The following is a 13,215-nucleotide window of genomic DNA, read 5'->3' as shown; positions in this document are numbered from 1 at the left end:
TTGTTGTATGGGTCTTTACCTCTAAGAATATCCTGCAAGGCAGTAATACATGTTTGGCCTGGAGCACGACGATTGTTGAGTTCAGGCACATCACCAATCCAGCATTCCTTATGACGACCAGATCTCTTACCTATTTGTGTGTAATACCATTCAAAATATGCCTCGCAAATAGCATACTTGGGAGCTGCGCCCTGCGCTTTTGCATTCAGCAAGCCACAAGCTGTGAACAGCGTCATCTGAGTGTCGTCAGAAATCCATGCCTTGCCGCTATTTTCTTCATCAGGCAACCACCACTGGGTAGTGTCCAGTCTTGTGATGCCATTATCTCCATACCTCTTCTTTATACCCTCATACGAGTTGATAAACTCTATAGGATAACCGAGCGCATCGCCAACGGCTCCTCCTATAAGTGAGCCTCGTATCTTGTCTTTCTGCATCATATCTATTTTTTCCATATCAATATATTTTATTCTTTTTATGTGGTTATTCCTTCCTAATTTCCGCAGCACTATAAATATGTCCCATTGTTGGCAGCTCCGTAACCCATGCACTGTGGGCATGCACGTTTTACATTGATATACAGCTGCGCGTTAACACCTGCCACAAAGACAAAAGCCATAACCAGAATAATTGCTATTCTTTTCATATCTCAATACCTTAATCCGTGTCGGGCACAACTTCTAAGTTTGTTATTTGTCTGTTTATGAGATATAGAGTATAGAAGTAACCCTTTGCTATCAGAAAATATTTAAATACACTTGTTCTTTGCATTTGATCACTATCAGTCCAACATCACAAATGCAGCCCAATAATATGGATCAGGATGCTCCTTGCGAATGATTTCCTTGGTCTGTTCAAATGCCTTGCGCTTGTTCCAGTTATTAGCCTTATCAGTAAGCCGCCCATAGAAAGCAACCATAAACTCAGAAGTCACTTTATCATCTACATTCCACAGCGACATGATGATGGTGCCAACACCTGCTTTTTTGAAGGCACGCTGCAAACCAAACACCCCTTCAGCAGTCACTTTACCTTGTCCTGTCTTACATGCAGAAAGAACCAACAAGTCAGTTCCTTTGAAATCAAGATTTGCAATGTCTTTAGCAGTCAGCACACCACCAAGCACACCATCTACATTCTTCTTGCCTAACCAAGCAGCATTGCCTCCAGCAAACACCAATCCAGATAAAGACATCGCATCAGTATAACCACGAAGGAAATCCTTGTCTTTCGCCTCATCCGGAGTATAATAGAAACCATGTGTTGCTATATGCACAATAGATGGAGACTTGCCATCTAAAGCCACAAAGGACTCAGCATTTCCCTTTGAACCTAAGTAAGCTTTAACACTAAACCCGTTATCCACCAGAGTTTTTTCAATCTTCTTGACTTCATCTTTCGTATTGCGCAAGTCCTTAAATCCAGATACACCATATTCAGAACGCACCAGTCCTGCCAAATCAGATTTTTCATACGCCTTACTCTCCTCTTCCATCTTTTGAGGATCCAAACTGTATTGCAGTCCTCCATAAAGCGTAGCAGTTCTATTGATTTTGCTAGAATGATGAGCATTCACGATTTCCCTTGCAGAAGTCAGTCTTACAAAATCATAATGCTGCCCTAATGTCGTTCCATCAGAAAGAGGAAGAGCCTCCAATGCGATGCCGTGCATGACGCCTGATGGAATATAATACACAGTACTTCCTTTAGCAATGCTTGCTTCGATTGGTTTCCAGATTAATTTTGAAGCCCTATTCTGTAACTGCTCATAATTATAGAGAGTATAGTTTTGCATACCATCCAGCAGAGAATCCAGCTGCTGTTGGTCAAAACACTTCACCAAAAGAGGATGGCTTTTATCTTTATCATAAATATATGCTGCATACTGACGTACAGAATCTTCCGTTTGATAATCAGAGAAATCTACCACTACTTCATGATCAGCCAGACTATTTCTAACCTTTTCATAGTTTATATCAAGGTATGTCTCATATTCATTGTAACTTTGGCACTTGTGACTTAACTGTTGTTCCAACTCTCTTTGTTGTATCGTCAAACTGTCTATTTCAAGCTTATTATATTCATAGTTGTTTCTCAATACCAGAAGTCTATTGTTTACAGCCAAGAGATTGCGATAGTTGGCAATGTCATCATCAGTTCCTTCCTTTCGGATGATATCGACAACCGACTTCTCGGTTTCAAGCAATAACGACTTCGAGAACAACAAGGCATTATAACAGGTTTCAGTTAATTCACTATCGAAGTTTCCGCATTTTACGGCAAAAGCAGCCATCCCACTAAGGTTATTCAGCGTTTCCATCCAAAACTGTTCTCTTTGCGAAGGAGTCGAGTATCGCCAGAGTTGTTTCATATTAACAAGCAAGCAATTCATGGACATACGAAACAGACTATCTGCCTCGTTTATATTTCCGCGAGCACCTTCTATATTGGCCAATGTGAAGAGCGCCTGACTATAAGTACCAGAAGTCTCTCCATATTTATTCCTGCTCGTCTCTACATATTCACTAAAAGTCGCATAAGCATCATCATAACGCTTAAGCATGAAATAGGCTTCAGACTTGTTCAGCAAGCTTGCGAATTTGGAAGGCGAATCTTCCGTTCTCTTATGATAGAGAGTTTTGTATGCTTTATCAAAACACGCTATTGCCTTGTCGTATTTCTTAAAGTCGGCATAACAACATCCTTTTACATTATAAAAGTTAGCTATCACTTCCTTGTCTTGATAGGAATGACCAACACCACGTTCCAAACTGTCCAGACACGCAAAGGCTCTCGTACTGTCATTGTCCAGAGCATAGAGTGTACACAGGTTACTGTATGCCTGGTACTGCTGGTCACTATTCCTGCCATTCAAAATTTTAGTTTGCTCAATATAGTGCTTTGCTGCTCTGATAGCATCTTTGTATTGCCTTTGCTGCTGTTTCAGGTTCATCATACTACTATAGTAATTGAGTTTTGCCTGTTCTCGATCAGAGAAAGGCAAATCCTGCATCACATCCCAACATTGCAGCAATTGCGTCTCGACCATGGCAAACTCTTTACGTGCCAAATATTCATTTGACCAATATAGATGATACACCGTCTTCAGCTTGGCAGAATTGGACACATGATACAGAGAGTCCAACGCTTTCAGATACTGATTATAACCAATAATGTCGCCTACAGTTCTATATAATGCAAGTAAGTCAACCATAACTTTGGATTGAGCGAAATCCTCGTTGGCTTCTGTTGCTATTTGCAAAGCATCTTTATAATGTTCGTTGGCTTTTTCCCATTCACCCAATCCTGCCTTCAAAGCTCCCATAGCTTCTGTTGCTTGTATTTGAAACTCCACATCTCCAAGATTACGATACCCCTCTTGGGCTTTTTGTAAATGTTCGTATGCAAGATTAAATTTACCTGCGTTAATATCCAAAGAACCTTGAGCCATCCAATAATTAGGGCTTCCAAATCTATACGGATTTGTCTGCGCCCATATACTACAGGTGGATAAAAGCCAAATAAATACAATTGTTATATAACGTTTATAGTTCTTCATTCTACCTTCAGATTCATTCATGTAGTAACGTAACGGTATCTGTTGATATAGAGTCATTACTAATACTGTCTGTTGGCGCCGTCATATCAAACACATCGTTTTCATCGCCACGCACATTGTCCGTAGGGGAGTTTTTTTCCATAAACAGCGGATTGATGGCAAAGAAGCCTATAACCAATACGGCAGCAATACCAGAGAACCATACCAGTTTCTTTCTGAAGTTAGACTTATGTCCTACTATTTTTATATCTTCAGTTTGCCTATACTCAGGACAAGAGCAAGCAGTCATTCGCTTTTCATCCTGTGTCTCATTTTCCTTCTGGAACTCAGTCATGGCTTTCAGTTTATCACCACGACTTTTCAAAGCCTCCTTTACGTTCTTCGTAAACTCATACTGCTTCTTTTTCTCAGTATTCTCTTCTATCTCTTTCTGAAATTGAGCCTTGGCTTCCTCCGACATGGTGTCTTCATGAAGCAGGTATTCATCTATTCTATCTTGAAAATTATTGTCCATATCCATCTGCCATTTTATGAGTTCAAATAATTGCAATAAATGTTTTTTGCCGAAATGCGCAATGATTCCATACATTTATGCTTCTTGGTTTTGAGAGCGTTCTTTGAATCTATTGTCGGTATTTCCAACAGGATTGTGTCCAAGTCCTTTTCCTCATAGTAGAACTTGCTTAATATCTCACAGCACCGCTCCGACATATGTGATATGACATCAGCAATGATGTCAAGCATCTTGTTGTCCTCCGAATCATACAGCATATTGATGTATTGCTGGGCATCAAATCCTTCTTCCTTTATCTTTCGTCCCATTTCTGTTTCTGGGTCTGCATAGGCAGGATGTTCTCTTACCCATTCCAGATACTTGATGCGAGCAATCCCCATAAAATAGGTGAGGATGCTGCCACTCAATGGTTCGTTGTTCTTGCCCATCACTCTGCCGTCGCTCACATAAATCTTCCTGCGCTCGATATTCTCCCACATCGCAATGAATGTGTTTTGGAAAATTTCCGTGGCAGATTCCTCATCAGCGAAGAACACGCCACGGTAGTTTGCCCAAAAGTACTTCGAGCAATAAGCATACAGTTCCGACTGTATTTTTCTATTCTTATCGTACATTCCAGCAACAAGCCGAGCTTCTTTCTCTTGTTGCGGTGTACGCATTTGTATTGTCTTTGCCATTCTATTTGTTCAAAATATCAGTTATATTATATTTTCCGATGTCTTCACCAGTCATTTCTGGCTGTTGTGGTCTGCTACTGGCATTGCGGTACACAAACCTTCTGATTCGCTTCATAAACTCTTCATTGCTTACCTTCTCACTCTTCTTCTGCTCAGTCCACAAGGCGTATGTCAATTTGCCGACAGCAGGCTTTTTCATCTCAAAATTCACTTGGTCGCTTCTGCATGCACTGATGGTAATCCATCGTTCCGCCAAAGGCTTAGCTTTATCGTTAATGATTTTTTCCTTGTCATAGTCACCCATAAAGAGGGATTTAAGCATTTCGAAAGTCTCATATAAGCCACGAGCATTTTGGCTGTCAACCACCAATGTGTCTTCCACGCCTCTCACCACTTCGTCATCATCGCCACGAGTACCATCACCACTATGGCAAGCATCTATCACCACAAGCAGTTTGCCTCTTGCACCTATTTTATTGCGGATTACATTGAGGTAAACATTCAGTTCATCATCCGTCAGATGTTTCTCACCATGATATGTTGCGCTTGCTTTCCGACAAGCATCATACGGAATCCAACATTCATCCAGTCCGTCTCTCTCGTCATTATGCACATCCGTCATCTGCTGTCCATGTCCAGAATAATGGATATATACCACATCGCCATATTTGCATGACGCCGTCATTCTCTTGAATGCCCCGACAATCCCAACCTTGGTCGCCTGTCGATTTACTAATGTCGTAACCGACTTGAAACCTGCATTTTTCAGCATTGTCTGAACAAGCGGAACATCCTTGTCACCATTAATTTTGTTCCATGCCTTATCTTGCTGTTCTCCTAACCCTATGACCAAAGCTCTCTTTGTCTGTGCGGGGACAGACAAAGAGAGCAATAGAAGAATATATGTGATGATTCTTGTTTTCATTCAGTGTGCATAAGTATATATAGATCACTTTACAAAGTATCTTATATTACGTGGCAAAGAGACTATATATCATTATATGCATCTTTATCCATCTGTTTTTGTTTTATGCCTATTTATTGACTTTCCATGCTTTTCAAACTGAAATGTTTCAAACATTTTCCATTCCAGTCAAAGACTGATATGATGTTGTATCTTCCTCCGCCTTTGTAATAAGTGTATGACTGCGCAATTGGCAGTTCTTCTTCTGAAGACATCCCAAGGACTCCTGCATTGCATGGCAACTGTATTGTTGGTAATCCGTCGGTGAGAGTTATTATATACGAATAGCAGTTCCTGTCGTCACAACCCTCAACCAAGATTTTATCCTCTTCCGCATTGATGTACACGTTACTTATCGTTGGAATGGATGTGAATGAAACCCTTTGCGCTTTATCTTCATAGCCAAGACATTCATAATCGCTACCAGGATTTGTTGTCAATAGTTTCATTAGCGTTTTGTCTTTCGGCTTGTATGTCCATAATGTCACGACATCCATTTCATTGTATGTGCTGTCTACGTTTGCAAATACAATAAGATTGTATGACTCTGCAGCAACTCGTGCCGTTGTGGGCAGATTAAGCGATTGTATAAGGGATGAAGAGGTTTTATCAACGGGAGTATTTGCACGGACACATGCAAATGTTGCCATTAACATTGCTAACAATGTAAAGAATATTTTCTCATGTTATTCCACCATTTCATAATTCGTATATTCGGGCAACCATTTATCCAAAAGTTCATCAGCCTTACGCTCCATTTCTCTGGTTACATGGCTCTGCACCTTGCTATAAGCTACGCTCAACGACATCACTTCGTCCAACCACCCGATAATCGGGAAACGTTTAGCCGAAATCAAGTCTATGGGTAGTACCACATATGCAATGGCTGTGGCTAAGGCCAACTTATCACTTTTAGGAGTTTTGCTGTCCATCATCACAAAATAGGTCAGCAGCACAGGCCGTGCAGCCACTCGTCCAACTTTCTTGGTGTATTCACCTATATAGAACATTAAGTTCTTGAAATCCATTCCGTTCATCATAATAACTATCGGTATTTTTTGATTACGATATGTCCAACACGTTCTAACTCCTTTCGGGCTTCACGTTTGAGATGCAGATTTTCGGGATTACACCCTCGGTCGTTCGTGTCGGTGAAGTAGCCTTCCATGCCACCTTCAAGCATAACATACAACTGGCGATAAACCTTATCGCCTATTTGATAAAGGCGTGCTTCGCCACGTTCAGCGTTGCGCATACGTCGCCATGCTTTGTCACACCACTCAATGCTATTCTCTTTGTAGTAAGAACTTCCGCTTGCAAGGTCATCTATAAAGCCGAATATATCTGAAAGTAATCCCATTGTCTGATTTTATTTTGTACTTCGTTGAGCCGATTGGATATGGTCTTTCTCCCATTTACGAAAAGACTCCGCTTTGCTCGTATGTTCCTTTGCCGCACTCAAGTCGCCCCTTGCGATAGCAGCTTCCGCACGCTTCTCATGCCATTCTGCGTTGTGTTGGGCAGACTCAGCTCTATCAAGATGATACGACTTATCATTTACAAAGCCATGCAATTCGTCTCTATTAGAGTGTGAATCGTCCCAATAGTCACCAGTGGCGTTGCCATATTCACCATCATGATGAAATTCATGAAGTCCTTGACTCGCAGCATCTGCACTTTCGGCTACGCCCTCTGCAGCAAAACCATGCAAATGGTTCTTAGCCCATTCAGCCTCTTTCAGCCAATGTGCTTGTTCTGTACCAGAGCTGATGCGAGCTTGATGCTCATACCACTCCACATCATGTTGGGTATAACCTTTGAGTTCATGTCCGGTAGTCATATTGTCAGCGTCAGAAAAAGCCACATCAGGACGCAAGTTAACGTGTCCAGCCTCATGCGGTGTAATAGTCGAAGCATATACATCAGTCTGATTAAAGTGGTCAAGGCAATCACTGAATGTTGGCGGCACGCCATTATGTGCTTTCATATAGTCATGGGCAAAAGACACTCCAGCTTCAATAGCAGCCACACGTGCAACGCCATCGGGGTGTGACTCACTTTCGGCTGTTCCACTCAACGAGGCTTCCATTTTGCCTTCGTCCATACCATTCAGTCCTGCACGCACACCAGCCATGTAGTCGCAGCAGAGTTCTTCTTGATGAGAGTCAAACCCTGTATTCATTCCTTGCAAGGCACGATGCGCCCCTTCATGCGTCATCACCAAGTCAAAGCCTTCCTTATCGGTAATGCCCATATCAAGCATTTGCTGACGATTGAACACAAGGATGTCATCGTCTTCTGTAAAGGTCATACCAGTCATTACGCCTGTAGTCCAATCTTCATGAACATCCATTGGAGCATCCATGTTGAAGAAGTCGCTCGCTTCTTGCACCGACTGCATCACCATTTCGTCAGAGAGGGCATCTCCCCATGTTTGATGAAAATTATCAAACCAGCTGTCTGGCAGGTGGTCGTAAATGAAATCAAATAATCCGTCCATAACTCATTCCTTTTTATGGGTATAGATTTTAAATATGCGATATATCTATCACCTTTATTTTTTTGTGCAAGAATCTAGCAAACGTTTTTCATGTTTGCATTGGATACATTGGGATAATAAGAAATATACCAGTATTAGCAACACGCAAATACAAAGTGTACCAGCTAAAACTATATAAAGATTCTGGTTGTGCGAACAACCGCAACAACATTTTTCACAACTCACAAAATAATTAATCATTCTTGTTACTTTCTAAAATTATTATACCATTAGCCTTAATATTTATTGAATTCATAGAGTTCAATAACCTCACCTTATTGTCAATAACATCATGCCATAATTCACACACAGAAAGCATTTCCTTAAAGCGACACAAATCAACTTCTATATTTACTTCTGAGAAATTCACAACTATCATTACGACATTTGAATCATCAACATTTCCATTATTGTCCCTAAGGTAGCGGAAATACACATATACATTCCCGTCAAGAGGAACAAAATGCATCATTTCGCCATCCGTTATAGCCTTACAGCCTTTTCTCCATTTAAGCAGTTTACATACATAAGCTTTAAAGTCTTGTTGCTCGGCTGTTAAAGATATATTCCAGGGATAGTCTTGACGCATATTGCCATCAGTATCTCCTTTTCCATCTCCAGCCATCAGAATTTCTGTGCCGTAATATATTTGTGGTATGCGAGGTATTGTAAGCAAAAGTCCAATCGCTTGTTTTAGTCCATCCACAGACGGATGCTTAAACAACCAACGAACGACATCATGGTTATCAATAAAAGCAAGTAGGTTTTGAGGATTCTTATATGCAAAGTCAAGAGCAAAATGGGTATAGACTTCTCTTCCCTTATTTCCTAAAGGTGTATCTGACAAGCGACGCTGAAAAGCAAAGTCCATAAAAGACATTGTCGATTCTGGAATCTCCGCAAGATTATTGCTTTGCATCTTTGCCACATATTCTGTTTCTCCAACCCAAGCCTCTGCCAAAATTGGGAATTGTGGATATTCTGCATACAACCGCCTTTGCCACTTTTGCATATATTCTGTACCAGCATAGGGATACGTATCTATACGGAATGCGTCAATGTCAGTTGTTTCAATCCACCAGATGCTCATTTGAGTCATATAGTCCAATACGATGTTATTGGATAGATTGATGTCTGGCATATTCTCAGTAAACCATCCTCTTACAAAATGTTCCCTGTCATATACCGAAGCATGTCTATCGTACTCCGTTAGCGGCGAATAGTTCGTACATCCTTTTCTGTTAAACCAACACTCAACTGGCGGATCCTTCACAAACGGATGGTCTATTCCGCAATGGTTGAACACCATGTCCATCATCACCTTTATGCTTTTTTTGTGTGCTGTATCAACAAACTCACAATAATCCTGGATACTACCGAAATGTGGGTCTATGGCATAGAAATCGGTAATGGCATAACCATGATAATTATAATATTGAGTATTGGACGCTACATTCAGTCTGTTTTCAAATACTGGCGTATGCCAAATAGCAGTAAAGCCCATATTGGCTATATCATCAATATGAGAAGTCATACCATTGATTGTGCCACCATGCCAACAATCAGGATTATCTTTATCTATAACAAATTTCTCTATGCCACGCTTCCTATCTCCTACAGCATACCTATCAGGCATAAGAAGATATATGGCATCTTTCATTGAAAGCAACTCGATCCTTTTATTCCTCCGTGGAAGAAATTTATACTCTTTCCTTATGATGTTTCCGTTTCTTTGAAACAACAGAGTACAACTTGTATTGGGTTTTACATTGCTTGTATCAACATTTACAATAAGATAGTTGCAGTTGTTACTTACTATAGAACTATCCAATTCAACTTGATATTCTATATCGACACGTACATCCAATAAATCGCTACCATAGACGAGTAACTGCAATACATTGTCATTCATGTTTGCGAACCAGCAAGGAGGGTCTATTCTTGTTATATCCATATTCTTATTGTTTTAATATTGTAACCAAAGTAGCCAACAAAGTAAGTACCGCTACCAATAAAAGAAGGAAATTAGTAAGCAACCCTATAATTTCGTTATATTCTGTACGAACCTTATCAATGGCACATGTAATTTCAAAAGATTCATGCATTTCATTATCTATATGGTAGAGATTCATATCCAATTCGTTCAATATTTTCCAAAGTCTGTAGGCTCTGTAACTTAATTTTATAGGATTGAACAGACTCTTCTTTATTTTATTAGATATTTCATTCGTTGAAGCGATATTAATCAGATAGTCGAGTTCAACCGTCTTCAAGTATTTTGCAAAAAGTTGCTTGTCTATGCCTGCGACATCATAAAAATCAATGAAAGTCGGAATTTCTACGTGCCCCTGGGCATGGTTTATACTATTCCAAATTCTACTTTTTTCTTGAATATATCGTGAATAAGCTTCAAGGGTTGTTACTACGATCGCATTCTTTCTATTATAATACAGTTGGTATGCATCACGTTTGGAATGATTCCTACCTAAATTGCGCCCAGCATTCATTGCATGTCTCCAGCCTTCATCACTTGTCAACATACCATATATAATGGCATTTCGTAGCTTTATATCTGGATAATTTGCAATAGGCTCTATCACATCCAACAACATATATCGAGCACGGTTATCAATGTCTGTCTCAAGGTAAGGATATATAGGTTTTAACTTTGACGTTACATACTCTTGAAAAGTGCTTGCGGTTTGCCTAAATTGTCTTTCTCCATCTCTTTCATATATAATGACATGGCACCTCTTATAAAAAGTATGTTTAAGAAGTATTACATCATCTACACTCAGACGATCAAAATTAAATACAACAATCGCTGTAGCAACTCTATTGTCAACATTTACATGAAAGATGAGTTTTCCTTCTATGCAAACGCCATCTTTGCCTTCGGTCAAAGGTGGGTATTTTACATAGAATGAAGAAACTTTCAAACTTACACTTTTCACAAACAGATTGTCTTCTCTCGGATGGCGATACTCATCAGCTAATTCTGGTGTCGCATAACATCCCGATTCTTCTCTATTCGGCAAATCTACTCCTAAACGTGTAGCCCACGTTGCTTGGTATGCTTTTAGAAGATCTTCTTTCTGTTGTCTAAAGGCAAGAATGTCCATTTGGTTGGTGTTTGGGAACCTAAGTCTGCGAGTCAAGTTCCTTTGACCTTGCATGACATCAGCCCACATTCTCCGCATACGTTTTATCTCCTGCGAGTTCTTCAACTCGCAGGGAAAATAAACGTTTAGTGTGCCTTTGTACAACATGTGTTATTTTGCTTTACATCAAAACATACTATGATGTATTTTAACATAGTTTGGTTTTGTTACAAATATATTTACGAAATTGCAATAAGGACTGTTCCATATGCAAAAATAACCAATACAGCTTTCAAATACCATAAAAGTCACTGTAATTCGCAAATATGTATTGTTGTTGATTCTGTAAATTTTATATTTGCATGACCTTAATAAAATTAGAAGACACGTCTATCATAAGGTCTAAAAATTCAGTAATAACAGCACAGCACAACATTACTGTAGCTATTCCCAAAGGACCTTTTATTGAGAGACTCCTTATGTCCTGATTGTCCGTTTGAAGGATCATCCATATTAGACCAAATCCAGCAAATACAACATAACGAATAAGTTCAGAGACTTTTTCAGAGCGTTGAGATGTTCTTCTTAGACTTTTATTCATAAAGGTTATGTATTACTCCTTTAATATACCACAAGGAATTTGTCAAAAAACAAGAAGAGAGCTATGAAAATAGTACCTATATGGTACTTTATACTCCATATTTTTATTCATAGCTCTCCGTTTTTTAGTTAAAAGTATACCACATAGTGACAAAGCCTTCAATTAGATCCCATATCCATGAGCAAGCTCTTCTTATGATATCTTTAAAGCGAGACAAAGAAATCCATCCACTTCGTTTTTTTTCACGAACAGCTTCATCGACAGCATCTTGTAATGCCCGTTCGTCACTAGGGGATAGCAATCCTGACGGTATGTATACTTTTGCCATATTTAATTAGAAAAGATCACATAGTCCATCCCAAAGATCCGAAAAGAATCCAGAAATCTTATCCCATATCCAACCACAAGCAGATTTTATTATATTCATAAATCTACTCATAGTCATATAACCAGTTTTTGTTTTTTCTTTTACTGCCTCATTAACTCCACCTTGTAATTCGCGAAGTTCATCTGCTGTAAGTAATCCATCTGGAATATTTATTGTTGCCATTCTTTCATTTTTTTATATTAGACCTGCCTTTTTCCATTCAATAAGAGTTTGAATCATCACCTGATCGTCTACTAAATCAGAACTATTTGCTTGTATAATTAAGATAATTATATCGCAATTTTTCAGTTCCTTTAGATAAATTTCTTGATAAGATTCGTCCTCAACTAAATCTCTACCATAGCCTGGCAAATCAACAATTGTCAGTCTGCCACCTTTTGGTAATTTGTATTTCTTATACTGTGCGACAGAATTACCAACTCCAAGACGACTTGTGCTTAAAGTAATTGGCTCTATCTCTTCAAGCTCACCTTGAAATAAATTATTTACAGTTGTTGATTTTCCAACACCGCACTTTCCAAGAATACCAACTCTTACAGGGCGTGCATTGGCATCATTCCATAACTTTTTAATCTTTTCTAAATCATCTTTACCGAGTACTTGTGAAAGTTTAGCAAGAAGGCCATTAATTCCTAACTCTTTCTCTATCTTTTGAGTTTCTTTATCAATAGCCTCTTGAGTTGCTTTTCGTACCACTTCTGGCATTTCTGTAGCTACTCTTTTGTCAACAAATGATACTGGGTTGTTTTGCATAATCACTCCGTCTTTGCAGAACTTTGTAATTTTACCATTCAAGGTAACTACTCAGCACCCCTATGGGCATGAGTAATCGTCTTACTGTTGTACTACAGCAAGAATTGCATTGAATTTAG

Annotated in this window: 14 protein-coding genes; all 14 read right to left on the bottom strand. The window is 39.4% G+C overall.

Annotated elements, in window-relative coordinates:
• On the bottom strand, nt 1–455 hold a 455-nt coding region (locus AAAT87_RS13705), incomplete at its 3' end, for an ADP-ribosylglycohydrolase family protein (RefSeq protein WP_349226724.1).
• A 326-nt stretch (nt 456–781) separates the two neighbouring features.
• Complete coding sequence (locus tag AAAT87_RS13700) at nt 782–3,559, bottom strand: CHAT domain-containing protein (protein WP_349226723.1); 2,778 nt, start codon at nt 3,557–3,559, stop codon at nt 782–784.
• Nucleotides 3,560–3,572: 13 nt separating this feature from the next.
• The gene (locus tag AAAT87_RS13695; RefSeq protein ID WP_349226722.1) at nt 3,573–4,073 is read right to left on the bottom strand and encodes a hypothetical protein; all 501 of its coding nucleotides are present in this window, start codon (nt 4,071–4,073) and stop codon (nt 3,573–3,575) included.
• 14 nt (nt 4,074–4,087) lie between these two features.
• Entirely contained in the window at nt 4,088–4,750 is a 663-nt protein-coding gene (locus tag AAAT87_RS13690; protein ID WP_349226721.1) for an RNA polymerase sigma factor, read from the bottom strand.
• A 1-nt stretch (nt 4,751) separates the two neighbouring features.
• The gene (locus AAAT87_RS13685) at nt 4,752–5,603 is read right to left on the bottom strand and encodes a caspase family protein (RefSeq protein ID WP_349226720.1); all 852 of its coding nucleotides are present in this window, start codon (nt 5,601–5,603) and stop codon (nt 4,752–4,754) included.
• Nucleotides 5,604–5,788: 185 nt separating this feature from the next.
• Nucleotides 5,789–6,364: a hypothetical protein gene (locus AAAT87_RS13680; protein ID WP_349226719.1), complete on the bottom strand. Its 576-nt coding sequence runs from the start codon at nt 6,362–6,364 to the stop codon at nt 5,789–5,791.
• 36 nt (nt 6,365–6,400) lie between these two features.
• On the bottom strand, nt 6,401–6,742 hold the full coding sequence (locus AAAT87_RS13675; protein WP_349226718.1) for a YkvA family protein: 342 nt from the start codon (nt 6,740–6,742) through the stop codon (nt 6,401–6,403).
• Nucleotides 6,743–6,759: 17 nt separating this feature from the next.
• Nucleotides 6,760–7,074, bottom strand: coding sequence for a hypothetical protein (locus AAAT87_RS13670; protein WP_349226717.1), 315 nt, complete (start codon nt 7,072–7,074; stop codon nt 6,760–6,762).
• A gap of 9 nt (nt 7,075–7,083) precedes the next feature.
• The gene (locus AAAT87_RS13665) at nt 7,084–8,214 is read right to left on the bottom strand and encodes a hypothetical protein (protein WP_349226716.1); all 1,131 of its coding nucleotides are present in this window, start codon (nt 8,212–8,214) and stop codon (nt 7,084–7,086) included.
• A 232-nt stretch (nt 8,215–8,446) separates the two neighbouring features.
• The gene (locus AAAT87_RS13660; protein ID WP_349226715.1) at nt 8,447–10,207 is read right to left on the bottom strand and encodes an alpha-amylase family glycosyl hydrolase; all 1,761 of its coding nucleotides are present in this window, start codon (nt 10,205–10,207) and stop codon (nt 8,447–8,449) included.
• A gap of 4 nt (nt 10,208–10,211) precedes the next feature.
• Entirely contained in the window at nt 10,212–11,375 is a 1,164-nt protein-coding gene (locus AAAT87_RS13655; RefSeq protein ID WP_349226714.1) for a nucleotide exchange factor GrpE, read from the bottom strand.
• Nucleotides 11,376–12,079: 704 nt separating this feature from the next.
• Complete coding sequence (locus AAAT87_RS13650; RefSeq protein ID WP_349226713.1) at nt 12,080–12,283, bottom strand: hypothetical protein; 204 nt, start codon at nt 12,281–12,283, stop codon at nt 12,080–12,082.
• A 6-nt stretch (nt 12,284–12,289) separates the two neighbouring features.
• A complete protein-coding gene (locus tag AAAT87_RS13645) occupies nt 12,290–12,505 on the bottom strand; it encodes a hypothetical protein (protein ID WP_349226712.1) in 216 nt (71 codons plus the stop codon).
• 12 nt (nt 12,506–12,517) lie between these two features.
• Nucleotides 12,518–13,096, bottom strand: coding sequence for a GTPase (locus tag AAAT87_RS13640; RefSeq protein ID WP_349226711.1), 579 nt, complete (start codon nt 13,094–13,096; stop codon nt 12,518–12,520).
• Nucleotides 13,097–13,215: the final 119 nt, after the last annotated feature.

This window comes from Segatella sinensis, from assembly GCF_040095255.1.
Lineage (GTDB): Bacteria > Bacteroidota > Bacteroidia > Bacteroidales > Bacteroidaceae > Prevotella > Prevotella sinensis.
The sequence above is the reverse complement of the archived record's forward strand: the minus strand, read 5'-3'. Positions and strand labels throughout refer to the sequence as shown.

Excerpts from the sequence above, each read along its gene's own strand:
- AAAT87_RS13700 (WP_349226723.1), bottom strand. The coding sequence starts at position 3,559 with ATGAAGAACTATAAACGTTATATAACAATTGTATTTATTTGGCTTTTA.
- AAAT87_RS13695 (WP_349226722.1), bottom strand. The coding sequence starts at position 4,073 with ATGGACAATAATTTTCAAGATAGAATAGATGAATACCTGCTTCATGAA.
- AAAT87_RS13690 (WP_349226721.1), bottom strand. The coding sequence starts at position 4,750 with ATGGCAAAGACAATACAAATGCGTACACCGCAACAAGAGAAAGAAGCT.
- AAAT87_RS13680 (WP_349226719.1), bottom strand. The coding sequence starts at position 6,364 with ATGGCAACATTTGCATGTGTCCGTGCAAATACTCCCGTTGATAAAACC.
- AAAT87_RS13675 (WP_349226718.1), bottom strand. The coding sequence starts at position 6,742 with ATGGATTTCAAGAACTTAATGTTCTATATAGGTGAATACACCAAGAAA.
- AAAT87_RS13670 (WP_349226717.1), bottom strand. The coding sequence starts at position 7,074 with ATGGGATTACTTTCAGATATATTCGGCTTTATAGATGACCTTGCAAGC.
- AAAT87_RS13665 (WP_349226716.1), bottom strand. The coding sequence starts at position 8,214 with ATGGACGGATTATTTGATTTCATTTACGACCACCTGCCAGACAGCTGG.
- AAAT87_RS13660 (WP_349226715.1), bottom strand. The coding sequence starts at position 10,207 with ATGGATATAACAAGAATAGACCCTCCTTGCTGGTTCGCAAACATGAAT.
- AAAT87_RS13655 (WP_349226714.1), bottom strand. The coding sequence starts at position 11,375 with ATGGACATTCTTGCCTTTAGACAACAGAAAGAAGATCTTCTAAAAGCA.
- AAAT87_RS13650 (WP_349226713.1), bottom strand. The coding sequence starts at position 12,283 with ATGGCAAAAGTATACATACCGTCAGGATTGCTATCCCCTAGTGACGAA.
- AAAT87_RS13645 (WP_349226712.1), bottom strand. The coding sequence starts at position 12,505 with ATGGCAACAATAAATATTCCAGATGGATTACTTACAGCAGATGAACTT.
- AAAT87_RS13640 (WP_349226711.1), bottom strand. The coding sequence starts at position 13,096 with ATGCAAAACAACCCAGTATCATTTGTTGACAAAAGAGTAGCTACAGAA.